The sequence below is a fragment of the Prosthecobacter sp. genome (assembly GCF_044378005.1).
GTDB lineage: Bacteria > Verrucomicrobiota > Verrucomicrobiia > Verrucomicrobiales > Verrucomicrobiaceae > Prosthecobacter.
Window position 1 is genome coordinate 20,933 of the sequence record NZ_JBILYB010000052.1, and the last position, 18,998, is coordinate 39,930.

Consider the following 18,998-nt stretch of genomic DNA (forward strand, 5'->3'; position numbering starts at 1 on the left):
CCTAAAAGGGGGCGTTTCTAGGGTCAAGGAAAGTTTCCTCCTAGCAAGGAAAACCCAAAAATGACACTTTTTGCCAAAAACCCGACCCTCGGCGGCGTTCTTCGGGTTTAAAATGTGGCGTGAACACGAGCGAGAGCCATGAGAATGTAGGAAGTGCTCAGCAGAGCGTCGCTTTCCATCCACCGGCCCTCAGAATTGGCCCACGAGCCGTCGCCAAGTTGAAGTCCGAGTAGCTTGCCAGCCAAGTCGGCGCGCCAGTCGATGACTTTGCCATCCTTGGTCTTCAGGAAGTCCACTCCGGCGATGGAGAGAGCTTTAGACATGGTGTGGAAATAGTAGTACATACCTTGGGCCCCCAGTCCGGGGTTTTCATTCAGGGTGTAGTTTTCAGTGATCCACTGGAGGACGGCCTTCACTCGCGGGTCATCTTTATCGAGACCAGCATAGATGAAGCTGAGCATGCCCGCGTAGCTGATGCTGCCATAGCTCCGAAGTGCCGTGCGGCCATCCGCTGTCTTGGTTTCGCCACCGCGTGTTTCGCCGGGGCTGTAGATGAATCCACCGGCATCTTTGGAATCAGTGCTGACCCATGAAGCTTTGTTGGTCTCGGAGCGGTTCTGACAATTCTGAACGAATTGGATGGCAGCAGCAAAGTTGAGCTGCGGTTCGTTTTTACCGGTATCCCCTTTGTCAGCGAGAAGAGCGTGGGAGTAATACAAGGCTTCCAGAGCAAAATGAGTGTTCGAGAGGTCGGCATGAGCAGGGTTGTTCGGCTTCGGTGTTCCATAACCAACTCCACCGTCGAAAGGGTTGTCAAGTTTGCCCTTTTCGTCGAAGTCGTTCTGCTGGCCGATGATGAAGCGACGTGCGGCAAGCAATGCAGGCTCACGCTCCTGACTTGGTGCAAGCATGAGTGCTGTGAGAGCCAGGGAGGTATTGTAGTTGGCTCGGGCTTTCACATAGATCCCACCATCGGGTTGCACGTTCTTCATGAGGAACGCGATGCCCTTTTCGACTTCAGGCGGCAGTGGGTCATTGGGTTTGCGCTCCGGGGCAAGCAGGATGCTGGTGATCGCTAGCGCAGTAAAAGCGACAGGCTCTGCATCCCCCCACTGACCGGTCTGAGGATTCTGCTTTGATTTCAGGAAAGCCAAGCCGCGGTCATAGGACAGTCGGATCTCTTGTTTCAAAGACTCATGGCGGGCGGGCTGTGTCGCCGCCTGTGCAAAGAGGATTTGAGGTGCCGTCAGTAACAGCAGGAAGGGTGTGTGCAGTTTCATGATTTTGCAGGAGTGATGATGATGGTGACGGGTGTGCCCTCTTCAGGAATATTATCGGGCAGTGAAATCCAAAGGTCATCCCGCCAGTTGCCTTTCGCGGGTGAGTTGATGATGGCACCACGGTCCAACCAGGCCCCAATGATGGAACCCTCGTGCTGCGCGATGAAGCCACGCTCGTCGATGTAAGAACCATTGAATACCCAGGTGTCGAGGTCGGCGGGCGGCTTTCGGATGTCGGAATCCTGCATCATCACGCTGAGTGGAGCAGTCTTGGTTTCTTTTTCGACCTTCCACACGACCATGATTTTCACGCGATTACCACCCTTGTCCTTAGGCGGTTCCTCCTTCCAGATTTTTGGCCGCTCCTCCGGTGGGACGTGCGTCAACAGTCCCTCGGTGGCGGGCTGATAGTTTGCCAGCAGCAGTGCCACCTGGATGGCTGTGGGAGATACAGTGGTAGTGAAAACAGTCTCGTGAGTCTTGCCTGTATCTGTTGTCAGCATGTACTCGATAGGCGCTTTTTTCAGGCAGACCTGGGCAGGAAGACGAACTTCACGTGTGGCAGCGTTGATGCGGATGCCATCGAGATCATACTCCGTGGCGGAGATTTTTTTTAGACGCTGCTGAGCCTCAGCAAGCTGTCTGGCTGCATCGACGCCTGGGGCGGCTGGTAGCGGAGCAGAAGGCGGTGCAGGCAACTCTTTCGGCTGCTGAGCGAATGTGGCGCTTAACAATCCAAGTATCGTGATGGCTGTAAAAAGGTGCATGAGCGGAAAATGGCGTGGATGGGAAACCATCCGCGCACTTCATTCCAAGTTTTTGCCATCGCAATGACACGTTGGGCAAAAATTGCCCCAATCGGGCAGTCCGAGGAACCATGCTTGCCCATCATTCTTCATCATTTCGCCCCCCCATGATCAGGGGTAGAAGATATTGAAGGAACCCGGCGAGAGCACTCAGGAAAGCCGCGACGTAGGTGAGAGCGGCTGCATCGAGCACCCGGCTCATGGCGTTGAATTCGCTGCCTTGGGCAACCGCACCTGTGGTGGCGAGCACCTTTTTAGCTCGGGCGGTGGCATCAAACTCGACCGGCAGAGTCACCAGTTGAAAGAGCATCACGACGCCAAAGGCGGCGGCGAGCAATGGAAAGACGATCTTTGGAGCCAGGAACCAACTGCCGATGGCAAGAATCGGGATGATGCTGCCTGCAAACGTCGTGATCCCAACGGCTGCCATGCGCCATTGAAGCGGCGCATAGCTGCGGGCGTGCTGAATGGCATGACCACACTCGTGGGCCGAGATGCCGAGCGCCGCGACCGAACTGCCATGATAGTTTTCGTCCGAGAGCACCAGACGGCGGTTCGATGGATCATAATGGTCGATCAAATGGCCAGGCGAGGAGTGGATGCTGACATCACGGATGCCATTCAGATCAAGAATACGCTGGGCGATCTGCGCCCCGGTGTAGCCCGAGCTGGCAGGAACCTGCGAGTAGCGACTGTAGTTGGAGCTGACTTTCCACTGGGCGTAAAGAGATAACGCAAAGGTAAGAAGGATGATGAGCAACATAGTTGTGTGGGGGGGATTTGTGATGAGTTACGAATGCCCTCTGAAATCGGAAACGGGCGAATCGTTGAGTGGAATTTTCACTCCAAATTCGACACCACCTTCTTTATTGAAGACTCGACTGAAAACTCCCCTGCTCTCCCTCCACCAACGCGAGCGCCTCGCCAACGAGGTAAAGCGATCCACACACTAGCTGTCGCCGTGTCGCCGGAAACTGAAGGGCGGACGCGACATCTTCATGACACCTGACCGGCACCTTCGGGGCATCGAAGTGGGTTAAAAGCTCACGCAACTGCTCCGGCGACATCGCGCGTGGAGATTTGAAGGCCGTGAAGTGCCAGGCCGCCACGATGGGCGTCAGGATCTCCAGGATGGCGAGAGCATCTTTATCTTTCGCAGCCGCAAAGATGATCTCTGCCTTCTCTCCAGGAAACACCTGCTCCCAAGTTCCAGCTAGCACCATCGCTGCCTCAGGATTGTGTGCTCCATCGAGTATGAGCCGGTCACCTCGCAGCTTTTGAAAACGTCCACGCCACTTCACCTCGCGCAATCCCTGCTCCAAAACCAAAGCGGGCAGACGAATGCCCGCCTCGCGCACTGCTTCCAAGGCCAGGGCGGCATTCCAAGCTTGATGAGGACCATCGAGCCCGAGTTCCACTTCACTTAAAGGGCCGTCCACAACGATGAGCGGTGCTTTTTGCGCCTTCGCGGCCTTCTCAATCACGTTCATCGCGGATGGGTCCTGCATTCCAGTTACCACAGCGACACCTGGCTTGATGATACCCGCCTTCTCCACCGCGATCTTGGCGAGCGAGTCGCCGAGTTGCTCCATGTGATCAAACCCAATACGCGTGATCACACTTACCTCGGGTGTGATCGCATTCGTTGCATCCAACCTGCCACCGAGACCCGTCTCCAAAATCACCCACTCCAGACCTCTCTGCCGGAACCAGTCCAGAGCCAATGCAAAAGCGAGTTCGAAGAAGGTCGGGTGCGTCTCCCAATCGGCCACCAGCAGACGCAGCTTCTTCAAGCCAGCCTCGATTTCCTCATCCGTGATCTCACGTTCAGCATCGCGGATACGTTCATTGAAACGCACCAGATGGGGGGAGGTAAAGAGCCCCGCATTGACTCCCGCCACCTTCATCATCGAATGCATGAAAGCGCAGGTGCTGCCTTTGCCATTCGTCCCAGCCACATGGATGAATTTCATCCCAGCAGAGGGCAATTCGAGCGCAGTGAGCAGCTTGTGGACATTGTCCAGCCCCAGCTTGATGCCGTAGAGCTGGGTGGAGTAGAGCCAGGAAAGTTCAGGAGCAGTCATTAAATTAAAGCCGGATCTCCATGGCTTGAGCAGCGCGATGAGCCTTGGCACGGGCCTTGTTAATGTCTTCCGCACGGGCCAGAGTCACCGCCATGCGACGCTGACCACTGACCGTCGGTTTGCCGAAAAGTCGCACCTGCGTGTCGGGCTCTGACAACACCTGATCCAGTGCACCAAACTGCACATTGCTCGACTCGCCTTCGACCAGCACCGCACAACTCGCGCTCGGGCCGTGCTGATGAATGTTCGGGATGGGCAAGCCCAGAATAGCCCGCACATGCAATGCGAACTCGCTCAAGTCCTGAGAGATCAGCGTCACCAGGCCGGTGTCGTGCGGGCGAGGTGATACCTCGCTGAAGATCACGTCATCGCCTTTTATGAACATCTCCACGCCGAAGAGGCCACGACCTCCGAGCGCATTCGTGATCGCTCCCGCCATGTGTTCGGCTGCTTCCAGCGCCTTGTGTGACATCGGATGCGGCTGCCAGGATTCACGGTAGTCACCTTTGATCTGAGTATGCCCGACCGGTGCGCAAAAGCTCGTGCCGCCAACGTGACGCACCGTCAGCATCGTGATCTCGTAATCAAACTCCACGAAGCCCTCGACGATCACCTTCCCCTTCCCTGCACGTCCGCCTTCCTGCGCATACTGCCAAGAGTGGGCGATGTCCGCGGCGGTCTTCACCACGCTCTGGCCCTTGCCACTGGAGGACATGATCGGCTTCACCACGCAGGGCATCCCGATCTTGGCGATGGCCTCGCGAAACTCCTCCTCCGTACTCGCAAAGATGTAGGGTGAGGTCTTCAGCCCCAGTTCCTCAGCCGCGAGACGGCGGATGCCCTCGCGGTTCATCGTCAGCTTCGCCGCACGTGCCGTCGGCACCACCGTGTAACCTTCATTCTCCAGCTCCACGAGCGTGTCCGTGGCGATGGCCTCGATCTCCGGCACGATGAAATTCGGCTTCTCCACCTCAATCAGCCGACGCAGTGCCTCACCATCCAGCATCGACACCACATGACTCCGATGCGCCACCTGCATGGCAGGCGCATTCGCGTAGCGATCCACCGCGATCACCTCGCAGCCGAGCCGCTGAAGTTCGATGACAACTTCCTTCCCCAGCTCGCCCGAGCCGAGAAGCATGACTTTGGTAGCAGTGGAGGAAAGGGGGGTGCCGATGCGTGACATGCCTTTGCCTCTAGCGTGCGCATCGGGCACGTCAAACGGCACCTCGCTAAGCCAATATGTCCTTCGCCACCACCCCATGCACATCTGTCAGGCGGAAATTCCGTCCCGCATACCGATAGGTCAGACGTTCGTGATTGATGCCGAGCAGGTGCAGCACCGTCGCGTGTAGATCATGCGTGGTGATGATGCCGGTTTCAGCGGTGTCACCCATGGCGTTGGTGCTGCCATACGTGAAACCGCCTTTCACACCGCCTCCGGCCAGCCACATGGTGTAGCCGCCGCCGTTGTGGCCGCGGCCGTTGTAGGGTTCGTTGTCGTAGCCGCTGCCGCGACCGAATTCGCCGCCCCAGAGGATGAGGGTGTCTTTGAGCATGTCGCGCTGCTTCAGGTCGGCGATGAGACCGGCGATGGGTTTGTCGATGGAGGTGGCCTGGCGCGTGATGCCTTCGCGGAGCTGCTGATGATGATCCCAGCCGGTGCTGGTGAGCTGGATAAAGCGCACGCCTTTTTCGGCCATGCGGCGGGCCATGAGACATTGGGTGCCGAATCGCTCGGTTTCGCCGTCGTCGAGGCCGTACATGTCGCGGATGTGCTGCGGTTCTTTGTCGAGATCCAGCACATCAGGCACGCTGGTCTGCATCTTGTAGGCGAGTTCGTAACTCTGAATGACACCTTCGAGTTCGGGGTTGCCCGGATCGCCCGTGAGGAGTCGGCGATTGGCTTTTTGGATGAATTCGATCTGCTTCCGCTGCTGCGCATCGCTGAGGCGGCCATTCGAGAGATCGGGAACGCCACCACCGCCGCTGCTGAGGCGTGTGCCTTGGAAACTGGCGGGCAGGAAGGCCGAGCCGTAGTTCATCGCGCCACCGGTGTCGGCCACGGGATTGATGGTGACAAAGCCGGGCAGGTCCTCCGCCTCGGTGCCGAGTCCATACACGACCCACGCGCCCATCGAAGGTCGCACAAAGGTCTCGCTGCCGATGTGCAGCGCCACGGTGGCCATCTGGTGCGCGTTCGTGCGCGTCTGCATGCCATTGAGCAGGCAGAGATCGTCCGCGTGCTTGGAAAGCTCGGGGAACGCGTCCGAAATCATGATGCCGCTCTTGCCGCGCGGTTTGAACTCGAAGGCGCTGCCCATGTACTTCTGAATCTTCTGCTCCTCGGCCTTCGCGAGTTCCGGTTTGTAATCAAACGTGTCCAGATGGCTCGGCCCGCCCTGCATGAACATGAAAATCACGCGCTTGGCCTTCGCCGCAAAGTGCGGTGGCTTCGGCGCGAGCGGATTGATCGTCTTCGGTGGTGCTGCGGCACTCGCCCACTGCTGATGCAGCGCATTGAAAGCCAGCCAGCCGAAGCCAGCGCTGGTGGATTGGAGAAGATGGCGGCGGGTGGTCATTGTTCTATTGGTGTGAACTTGAGCGCGGCAGCGTCGTGGAGTGCGGTGACAGAGATGCGAGGGCTAAGCCTCGCATCGACGGCACCGCTTTCGACGGCACTCTCGGCATATGAAGATCAGTGAACGCTCGAAAGCGGCGTCGCCGATGCCGGATGGCTCCGGCATCTCTGCCGCACGCACTCCACGACGCTGCCGCGACTGCGAAAATGCCAGATGCTATCGAGATGGTTGTCATTCTAGAAGACGTATCGAAACTCAGCCGTGCCGAGAAGTGCCTGCACGAGTGTTTGAAGGTCTAAGCCGTTGGCGTCGTTGATTTCTTCAAGACTCGGCTCACGGCCCAAGACGAGCTTGTAGGCCGTTTTGACTTCTTTCCCCGCTTTGTCGGCGATCTCAGCCGCGAGTTCTTCGACGAGAGGGTTGTTCATGAAAAAGAGCGCCTGTGGGGCGACCGTCGTCACATCGCGCTGGCCTTTGATTTGGGTGGGGCCGGGGAAGTCGAAGGTGCTGAAGAGTTCGGGGATGTTGTCGCGGACGACGGGGAGGAAGATGGTGCGATACGGGTCTTCGACGCTGAGCAGACCGCGTGTGACGCCGTGACGGCCTTTGCCACCGGTTCCGGCGACTTGGATGCCTTCGGGACGGTCAAAGGTGAGCTTACCGGCGAGTTGCAGGAGCGTGTCGCGCAGGGGTTCGAGTTCGAGGCGCTTGGGGTTCTGACGCCAGCGGAGTTTGTTACCGGCGTCGGGGTGCTCGGGATTGCCGGTGGTGGCGAGTCGGTAGGTGCGGCTGAGCATCATCACACGGATCATTTTCTTCACGCTCCAGCCGCCTTCGACGAAGCGAATGGCGAGGTGGTCGAGCAACTCAGGATGCGTGGGATCAGCGCCGGTGATGCCGAAGTCATCGGGCGTGCGCACGAGGCCTTCGCCGAAAAGATGCTGCCAAAGGCGGTTCACCATGACGCGGGAGGTGAGCGGATGCGTGGGCTGCGTCATCCATTGCGCGAGTTCCATGCGGCCGGATGATTTCGGCGGAATGACGGGCATCGGCGGCAGCGCGGGCATCTTCATTTTGCCGCGATCGGGCGCGGCTTCGCGCTCAAAGGGATCACCGCCGACGGCGAGTTCGCAGTCTTTGATCTCGCCTTCGATGACGCCCATGCAGAAGTGCGGATCGTGGTCGTAGCGAATGGTTTCCTTCGGGTTGCCGAGCTCGCGGAGGTCATCCATCGAGTGGAGGCCCGCAGGCAGCTTTTGCGGCGGGCCGACGGGTTCATCGAGCGTGGTGGGAAGATCCACGAGCGCCTCGGGGCTGACGTAACCGCCTGCGACACCTTCATTGCGATTCGGCGTGCCGCTGAGCGTGCGGCTGCTGTAAAAGATGCCCGCGAGCGCATAGTAGTCCTTTTGGCTGACGGGCTCGGTTTTGTGATCGTGACAGCGCGCGCAGGCGATGGTGATGCCGAGAAAGGCGCGGGAGACGACGTCGATCTGGTCATCGACCTGATCGAGGATGTACTGCTCGTAGCTGCCCTCCTGGACGTTCATGCTGCCGAGCGCCAACATGCCGGTGCCGACGATTTGATCGCGGCGCTGAAGCACGGTCTTCGCAGGAATCAGATCTCCGGCGATCTGCTCGGCGACGAAGCGGTTGTAGGGCTTGTCGGCGTTGAGCGAATCAATGACCCAGTCGCGATACCGCGCAGCATACAGAAACGGCGCATTCCAGACGCGGCCCACGCTGTCGGCATAGCGCACGACATCGAGCCAATGCCGTGCCCAGCGCTCGCCGAAGCGTTCGGACTGAAGGAAGGCGTCCACGACTTTCGCGAAGGCGATGTCATCAGGCGAAGGATCGCGCAGGAAGCCGTCGATCTCGGATTGAGAAGGCGGCAGGCCGCGCAGATCGAAGGACGCACGACGGATGAGGATGGCGCGAGGCGCGTCACCGATGGGGCGGAGGTTTTCCTTTTCGAGACGAGCCAGGATGAAGCGGTCGAGGTCGTCCTTCGGCCAGGTGGTGTCCTTGGTGGCGGGAACAGGGTGCCGCGTGATGCGCTGGTAGGACCAGGGCGTGGGGTTTTCGTATTTCTCGGCGGCGAAGCCAGAGACTCCAAGCAGGAGCACCGCAGAGATTGGAAGGGCGCAGAGAGAAGACAATGGCGCGTGTCTCATGACTTGGACTCAGTTGAAGGGTTTGGAAGCCAGTTGGAAGCCTTTTTCAGGCTTTGCTGAGTCGTAGGTCAGCGTGAATTCTTGGTTGTTCTCACGAGGTGCCCAAAACACGACCTTGCAGATGCCGTCTTGCCATTGAGGCGTTTGTAGGAAGCCTTCGTCGGTCCAGCAGGACTCGACTTTGCGATGTTTCGACTCAACAATCTTCCAGTCAGCGAGCTTGAGCCACACTATACTGGTTTCGACGCCAGCGCCGCAGTTGCCGTTGCCATTTCCTGACCGGCGAGAAGGGCCAGTAACCTGAAGCAGAAGGTAACGGTGTTCTGCCCTTGATTGATCAGCGAGCAAAATCGCATCGTCCATGTCCACGCCAACGCCATCAGGTAGCTGTATTTTTTCAAACCGCCCACTATGCGAAATACTGATCGTTTCGAATTCACCGCTGACTCGCAATGGAGATGCATGACCGGGTAGGACCACGCTCAGCCACATCACGAACCACATGATCGCAGGATTCATTTCGCTCCTCCTTTCGCTTTCAGCCACGCGCTGAGCGCTTTCACATATTGCGTGAAGTCGAGGCTGTAGATCACGCCACCGGCGGGCTTTTGCTTTTTGCCATTCGCATCACGCATGACGCCGCGTTCGTCGTCGGTGACGGGCCAGGAGCCGTCGGGGGCTTGTTCTTTGAGGATGGTGGCGATGTCGGTATCGGTGGGCGGGGAGGACCAGCGCTCTTTTTCGGTGCGGGGGAAGGTGACTTTTTCACCTCGGGCGATCTGGCTGCCGGTGGCTTGCAGGGCGTCGAGTTCGCTGTCCCAGACCCAGCCGTAGTTGGAGGAGGCTTTGTTGTCGGAGTAGGTCAGCTCGAAGCCTTTGCCGCCGGGGCCGCGCTCGAAGTAGAGGGGCTTGTTGGTGTTGAGTTCGTAGAAGCGGGCGAGCTGCTTGCCGGGCAGCAGCACGGTGCGGAGGTAGGTGATGGCTTTGGCGACGGGCGGGAGGTATTTTTTGTCGCCCGTGGCGGCGGCGAGCTTCAGCAGCGCCCACATGGCGGCCTGGCTTTCGCGACCGCTGATGGCGGTGGGCTCGAACTGGCGGCTCCACACGGGCTGCATCTCGGCGTTGTATTGCTGGCCCCAGGCGGGCTGCGGATCGGGCATCTGCGCGGTGACGAGGAAATCACCGCCGCGCTTCGCCGCATCGAGGTATTTTTGATCGCCGCGAAGCTCCCAGGCGAGCAGCAGCGTGCTCATGAGCGTGGCGTGCGTGTTGTCATTGAGCACATAGCATCCCGTAAAATCCTTCGGCCACTTGCGCGGCCAGTCGGCCGGGTAGTTGCCGGGTTTGATCGGATACTTGTCCGCAGACGGAGGCGAGGTGGGGGCTTCGTCAAAATTCGCGCTCCAACCGCCCGCCGGATACTGCGTCATGATGATCGTGTGCAGCGCGAAGTCAGCCGCTTCTTTGATCTCGGCGTCCTTGCCGCCGAGCGCGTGATCCACCCGCACGAGCAGTCGCGTGGCGGCCTGAGAGACATCGTCGTCATAGGTGGAGTAGTTGTTTTTTTCCTGACGACGCCAGTTGTGCCAGCCAGCCTCGCGATTGGAGGCTTTGGGCGGCGGGAGGAGTTTTCCTTCCGCATCACGACGGTAGAGCTTCGATTCACGGCCTTTGGCATCGAAGTGCCCCGAGTAGTCCCAACCGCCCGAAGCGAGCTGCGTGCGCGAAACACATCGCGCGGCCTCCACGGCGGCTACAAGGCACTTTTCGTCCTTCGTGGCCTCATAAGCATCCAGCATGGCCATCGCGACCGCAGGAGTCCCCGGCGGCTGAATCCAGATCGTGTCGGGGCCGGGGATGCCTTCCGCTTCGCGCAGGGTGAAGTCGGCGCTGTAGCGGTAAACGTAACCGCCGTGGGACGCCGCGTGGGAGTGGTAGAAGGAAACGGCTTTGATGGTGGCGGCGGAGACTTCGGCCGGTGTAGCGGCCGTCGCGAGCGACGGAATGACGAAGGACGAAATCAGAATGAGGAAGGAAAGACGAAGGGCGGAGAACGAAGTGGACATGTCAGGAGAAGAATGAGGAGGTCCGAATGACAAAGAAGTTATGATGACCCACTTAAAATTTCCTTGGCTAGAGAAGATAGGCAGAGCGGAATCGGAGGGATCACTGGCCCGGGGAAGGCGGGAGTTTGATCCCGGCTTTTTTCAAGATGGCATTCAGGGCATTCGGGTTAGGTGCCTGTGGTGACTTGAGTCCATCTCCAGCAAAGTGAATGACCCCCACTTGCTCGGTCCCGACAAACAAGAGGGCCGTGACGCACTGGTAGCAGATCTGGAGATCATGAACGCGACCGCCTTCGACTACCCGGATACCATGTCGGGGCCAATAGCAGGCTGGCACTCCGCCGCCCCACAACTGTCCTGCACGATCCAGATCCTGAATGATCAGCTTCATCTCCGGAGTGACCGACAGTGCGTGCCGACCTAGAATCGCATAATCGTGGAAAACTTGGTCAGGCGGCAGTTTAGGTTTAGGCGGAGCCGGTGCGACTTCTTGTTCTTTCGAGCCAGGAACTGGAGCGCCGAAGGGATCTTCGAGAGGTTTCCCATCAACGATCAACTCTGGATCTAGAGAGAAGACGGTCCAAGTCTTTGCCTCCAGAAACGGGCGAAGCTGCTCTTGTGTGTAATCATTCTTGGGCTTGTCAGAAGCCAGGGCGACCACTGACAGAAAGAGCGGCAGGCAGAGCAGAAGATTCTTCATCCGAATCAAGCGCTTAAAGGTTACTCCGCCTTGATCCCAACGTTCTTGTTCCCGTTGTCGCGGACGGCATCGACGATTTCGTGGAGGGATTTGAGTGGGGTGTCGGGATCGCCGGAGACGATGACTTTGGCACCGGGGTGGTCGGGTAGGAAGGTGCTGAGGTGGCCGCGGAGGCCGCTGATGGGCTGTTTTTCGCCGTTGATGAGGACGGTGTCGCCGTTGGCGGTGACGTGCATGGTGATGACCTCGCTGCTTTTCACGGAGGCGGAGTCGCCTTCGCCTTTGCGGGGTTTGCTGCCGCTTTCGGCGGAGGGGCGGCCTTCGCCGTCGCGTTCACTGGTTTTCTTCAGGCCGTCACGCTCGCCGGTGCGTGGCTTTTCACCATCGCGCATCCCACTGCGTGGTTTTTCGCCGTCGCCTGTGCCGGGCTTTTTCACGCCGCCTTCACCGTCGCGAGCGCCAGGCTTCTTCACGCCTTCGCCATCGCGGTCACCGGGTTTTTTCATGCCATCGCGTTCGGCGGAGGGTTTGCCTCCCTCGCCTTCGCGGGTTTTCTTCATGCCGCCTTCGCCTTCACGGGTGGCGGGCTTTTTGACGGGTGCATCGGATTCGCCAGTAGCGCCGGGCTTTTTGATGGTTTCACCTTCGCGGACTTTGGCGGGGACTTCTTTTTCCTGCGCACGGGCGGTGGTGAATGAATAACTGACGAGGACGCTGAGCGTGAGGACGAGCAGCGCGTGGAGCCATGGTTGGCGGGTGGTTGGGGTGGTGATCATGAGGATGCGTTGGCGCAGGGTGGGGTGGTTGCGCACACATGGGGCCAACCCTGCCATGGCCGGTGGTGCGGAAAAGGTTTCCTGAATGCGGAGGAGCGTGTGCCCGTAGTCGAGCCGCTCGGTGGGAGAAAGGAGGTCGAGTGCGCCAGCATCGCAGCGCAGTTCGCGGTCGGACTGGAAGCGGCTGACGACGAACCACACCAGCGGATTGAACCAATGCAGCGCCTGCACGGCGATGGCGGCCCAGTTCCAGAGGAGGTCGCTCTGCTTCACATGCAGCAGTTCATGGAGCAGGACATGGCGCAGGCTCCGCTGATCAAAACGGCTCTGCCAGTCTTCGGGCAGGAGGATCTGCGGCTGGCGGATGCCGACGATGGCTGGCGTGGTGCCTGCGGGCATGAGCCGGATCGTGGGCGTGGCGACTCCGGCGAGGGCGGAGAGCGAACGGAGGATGGATCGAAGATACGGGTCGTTCGCCGTGCGTCGCGTGAGGAGAAAACGATCAAAGCGGCGCTGGCGGAAAAAGGCGCTGAGAAGCACTGCGGCGGAACCTGTCAGCCAGACACTGGCGAGCAGGATCTGCAGAGAGAAAGACCACGAACGCTCGACAGGAGCATCCGGTAGCGAAACGGTGCTCAAGGCGAGAATGGAAGTCTGCTCGGGCGGTGAAGATGCCTGGATGACGGCACTGACTTCAGCAGACTCTTGGCGAATCCATGACCCAAGTCCAAACCCAGCCGGAATGAAGGCGGGGAGCATGAGCTTCATGCCCACGAGCATCCACAAACCGATGCGCCACGCGGGACTCAAGCGCGTGCCGAGCATCATGCGCAGGCCGAGTACGGCGAGGATGAGGACGCTGGCCTCGATGGAGGTGCGCAGGAGCCAGTGGAGGAGAGCGTCGGTGGTCATGGCTGCTTGGGGACTGAAAATTGAGAACTGAGAACTGAAAATTGGAAAATGATCAGAGGATAAAAGGCGACAGGCTACTTCTTGAATTTTTGTTCGGCCTGATTCAGCATCTCACGAAGGGCAGCGAGGTCGTCTTTCGAGACTTCTTCACGCTCCATCATCCCGGCGACGAAGGGGGTGAGGCGTCCAGCGAAGACTCGGTCGAGGAAACTGACGCTTTCCTCATGCTGGCACTGATCCTGGGCGACAGCAGGCGTGTAGCGGAACTCGCGGCCCACGGCTTCAACGGCGAGCGCGCCTTTATCTGTGAGGCGGCGGATGAGGGACTGGACGGTGCGGGGCTTCCAGGAAAGGCGGCCTTCGAGTTCCTTCACAACCTCTCCCAGCGTGCTGGTGCCGCGCTGCCATAGGACGTTCATGACGGTCCATTCGGCGTCGGAAATGCGGGGAGTGGGGGCGATGTCTTCGTCTTCGGGCATGGTCGTGGATTACAAACGTGATCCACGGATTACATGCGTAATCCAAAGCTGGCAAGGATCTTTTTCTCAACCTGCTTTTTTTTGCCCCGCCTTCGGTTCCGTCCCGGCGATGATGCGCCCGATGTTCGCTTTATGACGGACGATGACGAGCAGCATCACGAGCAGTCCGAAGCCAAGCATCACCGGGTCCCACTGGCCCGAGCGGCTCATCTGAATCAGCATCGTGGCAGCCACACCGACGCCTGACATCATGGAGGCCAGCGAGACGTAGCGCGTGGTGAAGAAAAACAGCAGCCACACCGCCAGACCGCCGAGCATGGCGATGGGAGCGATGCCGAGCAGCACGCCGCCGGTGGTGGCCACACCTTTGCCACCTTTGAAACTGAGCCAAAAGGTAAACATGTGTCCGAGCACGGCAGCGAGCCCCGTCACGACTGCGCCCGTGGAGAGCAAATTTTCTGCGCCAGGGATCGTCACGAGCCAGGCTTTTGCCAGCCAGATGGGCAACCAGCCTTTGAGGAAATCCAGAATGAAAACAGGGATGCCGATGGGCTTGCCGAGCACGCGGATGGCGTTCGTCGCGCCGATGTTGCCGCTACCGTGCTGGCGGATGTCGATGCCGCGCGTGAGCTTGCCCGCGATGTAGCCAAAGGGCGTCGCGCCGCTCACGTAGCCGCCGAGTGCGCAGAGAAGGATCGCCTGAAAGGGTGTCATGGCTGGCTTTGTAGTCGGGGGCATCGTCCTGCGCCAACAGGAAATCACCTTCAGCTCCCCTGCCCCGCTGAACTCCATGCTTGAGTTCCCGCCCATCCACGGCTCTCTCGTTCCGTCCGAAACCATGGCCCGCGTCCCCGAAGAAACCCTCCAGCAGATCCTTGCCTCCACGGACATCGTGGAGCTGATCGGCCGTTCGGTGAAGCTGCGGCGCGCAGGGTCAAACTGGCAGGGGCTGTGCCCTTTCCACAATGAGAAGTCGCCCTCTTTCAATGTGCGGCCCTCGACGAACTCCTATCACTGCTTCGGCTGCGGCGTCGGCGGGAATGCCTTCCGCTTCGTCATGGAGCATGACGGGCTCACTTTCATGGAAGCCGTGAAGCGTCTGGCCGATGCGGCGAACATCCGCATCGAGGAGCAGGTCTGGGACGAGAACGCCGAGAAGGAGGCCAAGCAACGCACACTGCTGATTCGAGTGCATCAGGAGATCGCCCTGTGGTATCACCAGCTTCTGATGAAAAGCCCGCTCGCCGAGAGCGCACGCGAGTATCTGAAAGGCCGGGGCATCAACTCCACCGTCGCGAAGAACTGGAAGCTCGGCTACGCGCCCTCCAATGGGCAGCTCCTCCGCCAGTGGGCCACGGAGCAGAAGTTCGGCAAACAAGCCCTCATCGACGCCGGCATCCTCATCTACAGCGAGGAGCGCGGCGATGCCTTCCCGCGCTTCCGAGATCGCCTGATGTTTCCCATCTGCAATGACAACGGCGAAGTCATCGCCTTTAGCGGGCGCCTGCTGGAGGCAAACCCGAAGATGGCGAAGTACCTGAACTCGCCCGAGACGCCCATCTTCAGCAAGAGCAAGGTCCTCTTCGGCTTCGACCGCGCGAAGAGGCACATTTCAAAAGCTGGGCAAGCCATCGTCTGCGAAGGCCAGATCGATACCCTCATGCTCCACGAGGCGGGCTTCACCAATGCCGTCGCCGGACAGGGCACCGCCTTCACTGAATTTCATGCCAAGGCACTGAAGCGTCAGGCGGACGAGATCGTGCTCTGCTACGACTCGGACAATGCAGGCTTCAAGGCCGCCGAGCGCGCCTTCCAGATCCTCGCGCCCACTGGGCTCATCATCAAAGTGGCCTCGCTTCCGGCAGGCGAAGACCCCGACTCGCTCATTCGCAAACAAGGCCCCGAGGCATTCAAAGCACTGCTTCAAAGTGCGCAGGAGTTCCTGGACTATCAGGTCGATGCCGCCGCCAGTCGCCGTGACATGGGCGAGATGCGCGAGCGAGTGCGCTTCGCTGGAGAGATGGCGGGAAACATCCACCTTCTGGAAAGTCCCGTGGCACGCGAGACTGCCCTCCAGCGCGCCGCCGTGCGTCTCTCCATCCCTGAGGACACCATGCGGCAGCTCGTCGCTCGTGCAGCGAAGCAGCCCACGACTCGCAACCCGCGCGACAACGCCAAAGCTCCCACGCCTGGCGAGAGCCCCGGCAAGCAGCTCCTCGCCAGCCAGGACAAGAACGCCATCCTCCTCACCCGCCTCGCACTCGCTGATGCCCAGGTGCTCGACTGGCTCCGCCATCAGCCCCACGACGACGTCCTCCGCGACGTGCCCGGCACCGAACTTCTCGCGCTCATCTGGCGCGGCACCTTCGATCCTGTGGACACCGTCGCAGTCACCGTCTTCCTCACCACGCTCGAGCCTGATGAAGAGGCTGCTTTGAACCAGCTCATGCACGAGGCCCGCGCCACCGGTGGCATGGCAGAAGCCGAGCACGAACTCCGCGCCCTGGAGCTCACCCGCCTGCTCATGATGAAACAGCGCCTGCAAACTCAGCTCAAGCAGCCCGGCATCGACCCCGAACACGCCGCCGAACTCCAGAGGGAGATCATCGCCCTGCATCAGGACATCGGCGCTGCGCAGAAGAGCTTCATGAAGCCGCAGTCCTAAGCCCACACATCCCTCTCACTCCTATGAAACGCCTCCTCATCCTTGCCGCCCTCGCGTTCAGCCTCGCCTCCTGCGCCAGCATGCTCATCAGCCACCGCATGAAGGCCGCCCAGCGCAAGCTGCTGGAAACCCACCGCCTCCAGCAGACCGGCCAGTGGGATGAAGCGCTCGCCATGTCCTCCCGGCTCCACGCCAGCGTGTCGAAGTCCGTCGAAAGCCGCCCCGTGCAGCCCGGCGCAGCTGGCACGAAGGTGGATCTCCGCCCCATGCTCGCGGCCTGGGAGAGTGGGCCCTACACCGAGCTTCAGACCGCGTTGAAAAAACATGACGCCAAACGCTCCACCGCCGCGCTCGTCAGCCTCCGCCAGCAGTGCGTGAACTGTCACACCGTCCTCGGCAAGACGCAGATTCAGATCCCCGAATTTCCCAGATGAAGGACACGCGCCGAGTGACATTGGCTGCGCCCCCTGAACTCACACCAATTCATGCATGTGCAGCGTGGGCTCGGTCCACGGCAAAAGACAAGTTGCCAGAATCCCCGCCCGCCCTAGAATCAGCGCGTTCATGGCCTACCAGACCACCAACATTGCCATCCGAATTAGCTCCGGGCTCCTCTGCGCGTAACGCAGCCGTTGGAGTCCGTGATCGTGGCATTGTCCTGGCACCTGAGGGTGACCGATCTGGCAAAAGCCTCCGGCGTTCGGCTTCACCGCTGTCTCTCTTTCCTTTCTCGTTTCGTCATTCGTTCACTTCTTCATTCGTCATTTCTTTATGGTTACCATCTACGACACCACCCTGCGCGACGGCACCCAGGGCACAGGCATCTCCTTCAGCACTCTCGATAAAATCCGTGTCGCCGAGCGGCTGGATGACTTCGGCCTCCACTACATCGAGGGCGGCTGGCCCGGCTCGAACCCGAAGGACGCGGCCTTTTTCCAAGAAGCCGCCAAGCGCTCCTGGAAGAACGCGAAAATCACCGCCTTTGGCATGACCCGGCGCGGCAAACTCAAGGTCGAAGACGATCCGCAGGTACAGATGCTGCTGGATGCGCAGACCCCCGCCGTCACCATCGTGGGCAAAACCTGGCCGCTGCATGTGACGGAGGTTTTCCAGGTCACTCTGGAGGAGAATCTGGCGATGATCTCCGACACCGTCGCATATCTCAAAAAGAATGGCCGCGAGGTGCTCTACGATGCGGAGCACTTCTTCGACAGCTTCAAAGAAGACCCCGAATACTCGCTCAAGACCGTGAAGGCCGCCTCCGATGCAGGCGCGGATCTGGTGGTGCTGTGTGAGACGAACGGCGGCGCGCTGCCTGAGTTCGTGGAAGAGGTCACGCGCAAGGTGATCGCCCATCTTGGGAAGCCTGTGGGTATCCACACGCACAACGATGGCGGAGTCGGCGTGGCGAATGCTCTGGCTGCCGTGCGCGCTGGAGCCAACCAAGTGCAGGGCACGATCAATGGCTACGGTGAGCGAGTGGGAAACTGCAACCTCATCACCATCATGCCGACGCTCCAGCTCAAGATGGGCATCGACCTCGGTCTGGACCTGACTCGTCTGCGCGAGTTGTCCTACTTTGTCGATGAACTCGCCAACGTGCCGCATGACATCCGTGCGCCCTATGTCGGACTCGCGGCCTTCACGCACAAAGGCGGGCTCCACGTCCACGCCGTGCAGAAGCTGGCGCGCACTTATGAGCACATCGATCCCACCCTGGTCGGCAACGAGCGCATCATCAGCATCTCCGACATGAGCGGGCAATCCAACGTGCTCGTGAAAGCCGAAGGCATGGGCATTCCGCTGGCGAAAGGTTCCGCCGAAGTGAACAAGGTGCTCGCAGAAGTGAAGCGCCTGGAAAGCGAAGGCTATGAGTTTGAAGCCGCCGAGGCGAGCTTCGAACTGCTGATCCGCCGCCAGCTCGGGCAGGAGTTGAAGAACTTCGATCTCATCGAGTATCACACCACGCACCGCCACAATCCAGGCAGCAGCACAGAGACCACCGAGGCCACCGTGAAAATCCACGTCCACGGCAATGCCGAGTACACCGTGGACGAAGGCGATGGCCCCGTGAACGCGCTCGACAAAGCTTTGCGCAAAGCCCTGCTTCCACACTTCCCACAGATCGCCCAGGTTCGACTCGAAGACTACAAAGTGCGCATCATCGACAGCGGCACCGGCACGGCGGCAAAAACGCGCGTGCTCGTGGTCAGCAGCGATGGCAACCGCACTTGGGGCACCGTCGGTGTCTCCACGAATGTCATCGACGCGAGCTGGCAGGCGCTGGTGGACAGCTTGGAGCACTTCCTGATGAAGTCCGCTTAGGCCGGAGGGGCGGCTCAGTGCTCAGTGCTCAGTGCTCAGTGCTCAGTGCTCAGTGCTCAGTGCTCAGTGCTCAGTGCTCAGTGCTCAGTGCTCAGTGCTCAGTGCTCAGTGCTCAGTGCTCAGTGCTCAGTGCTCAGTGCTCAGTG

General features: G+C 59.9%; 16 protein-coding genes. 3 read left to right on the plus strand and 13 right to left on the minus strand.

The window, feature by feature from the left end; genetic code table 11:
• Window positions 1–107: 107 nt before the first annotated feature.
• The 13 genes from AC6FTP_RS12170 to plsY all read right to left on the minus strand — a co-directional run bounded on the left by AC6FTP_RS12170 (window position 108) and on the right by plsY (window position 14,576).
• Window positions 108–1,280, minus strand: a complete 1,173-nt coding sequence (locus tag AC6FTP_RS12170; protein WP_497207190.1) for a prenyltransferase/squalene oxidase repeat-containing protein — start codon at window positions 1,278–1,280, stop codon at window positions 108–110.
• Window positions 1,277–2,047 carry a YdjY domain-containing protein gene (locus AC6FTP_RS12175; RefSeq protein ID WP_497207191.1) on the minus strand — a complete coding sequence of 257 codons (771 nt, stop codon included), beginning with the start codon at window positions 2,045–2,047 and terminating at the stop codon, window positions 1,277–1,279. Before AC6FTP_RS12175 ends, AC6FTP_RS12170 begins: the two co-directional genes overlap by 4 nt.
• Before the next feature lie 121 nt (window positions 2,048–2,168).
• Window positions 2,169–2,849, minus strand: a complete 681-nt coding sequence (locus AC6FTP_RS12180; protein WP_497207192.1) for a zinc metallopeptidase — start codon at window positions 2,847–2,849, stop codon at window positions 2,169–2,171.
• Between the two features lie 103 nt (window positions 2,850–2,952).
• Window positions 2,953–4,170, minus strand: a complete 1,218-nt coding sequence (locus AC6FTP_RS12185) for a bifunctional folylpolyglutamate synthase/dihydrofolate synthase (RefSeq protein ID WP_497207193.1) — start codon at window positions 4,168–4,170, stop codon at window positions 2,953–2,955.
• A gap of 4 nt (window positions 4,171–4,174) precedes the next feature.
• On the minus strand, window positions 4,175–5,356 hold the full coding sequence (purT, locus tag AC6FTP_RS12190) for a formate-dependent phosphoribosylglycinamide formyltransferase (protein WP_497207194.1): 1,182 nt from the start codon (window positions 5,354–5,356) through the stop codon (window positions 4,175–4,177).
• Between the two features lie 46 nt (window positions 5,357–5,402).
• Complete coding sequence (locus tag AC6FTP_RS12195; protein WP_497207195.1) at window positions 5,403–6,752, minus strand: DUF1501 domain-containing protein; 1,350 nt, start codon at window positions 6,750–6,752, stop codon at window positions 5,403–5,405.
• 236 nt (window positions 6,753–6,988) lie between these two features.
• Window positions 6,989–8,929 (minus strand): DUF1549 and DUF1553 domain-containing protein, encoded by a 1,941-nt coding sequence (locus AC6FTP_RS12200; protein WP_497207196.1) that lies wholly within the window; start codon window positions 8,927–8,929, stop codon window positions 6,989–6,991.
• Between the two features lie 9 nt (window positions 8,930–8,938).
• Window positions 8,939–9,448: a hypothetical protein gene (locus tag AC6FTP_RS12205; protein WP_497207197.1), complete on the minus strand. Its 510-nt coding sequence runs from the start codon at window positions 9,446–9,448 to the stop codon at window positions 8,939–8,941.
• Window positions 9,445–10,995, minus strand: a complete 1,551-nt coding sequence (locus tag AC6FTP_RS12210) for a hypothetical protein (protein ID WP_497207198.1) — start codon at window positions 10,993–10,995, stop codon at window positions 9,445–9,447. Before AC6FTP_RS12210 ends, AC6FTP_RS12205 begins: the two co-directional genes overlap by 4 nt.
• Before the next feature lie 100 nt (window positions 10,996–11,095).
• On the minus strand, window positions 11,096–11,695 hold the full coding sequence (locus AC6FTP_RS12215) for a hypothetical protein (protein ID WP_497207199.1): 600 nt from the start codon (window positions 11,693–11,695) through the stop codon (window positions 11,096–11,098).
• Between the two features lie 20 nt (window positions 11,696–11,715).
• Window positions 11,716–13,383 (minus strand): M56 family metallopeptidase, encoded by a 1,668-nt coding sequence (locus AC6FTP_RS12220; protein WP_497207200.1) that lies wholly within the window; start codon window positions 13,381–13,383, stop codon window positions 11,716–11,718.
• Window positions 13,384–13,457: 74 nt separating this feature from the next.
• A complete protein-coding gene (locus AC6FTP_RS12225; RefSeq protein WP_497207201.1) occupies window positions 13,458–13,862 on the minus strand; it encodes a BlaI/MecI/CopY family transcriptional regulator in 405 nt (134 codons plus the stop codon).
• A 66-nt stretch (window positions 13,863–13,928) separates the two neighbouring features.
• The gene (gene plsY / locus AC6FTP_RS12230) at window positions 13,929–14,576 is read right to left on the minus strand and encodes a glycerol-3-phosphate 1-O-acyltransferase PlsY (protein WP_497207202.1); all 648 of its coding nucleotides are present in this window, start codon (window positions 14,574–14,576) and stop codon (window positions 13,929–13,931) included.
• A 124-nt stretch (window positions 14,577–14,700) separates the two neighbouring features.
• On the opposite strand from plsY, the gene dnaG reads away from it, so the two are divergent.
• The 3 genes from dnaG to cimA all read left to right on the plus strand — a co-directional run bounded on the left by dnaG (window position 14,701) and on the right by cimA (window position 18,852).
• Window positions 14,701–16,527 carry a DNA primase gene (gene dnaG, locus AC6FTP_RS12235; protein ID WP_497207203.1) on the plus strand — a complete coding sequence of 609 codons (1,827 nt, stop codon included), beginning with the start codon at window positions 14,701–14,703 and terminating at the stop codon, window positions 16,525–16,527.
• 23 nt (window positions 16,528–16,550) lie between these two features.
• Window positions 16,551–16,961: a hypothetical protein gene (locus AC6FTP_RS12240; RefSeq protein WP_497207204.1), complete on the plus strand. Its 411-nt coding sequence runs from the start codon at window positions 16,551–16,553 to the stop codon at window positions 16,959–16,961.
• A 337-nt stretch (window positions 16,962–17,298) separates the two neighbouring features.
• Window positions 17,299–18,852 (plus strand): citramalate synthase, encoded by a 1,554-nt coding sequence (cimA, locus tag AC6FTP_RS12245; RefSeq protein WP_497207205.1) that lies wholly within the window; start codon window positions 17,299–17,301, stop codon window positions 18,850–18,852.
• Window positions 18,853–18,998: the final 146 nt, after the last annotated feature.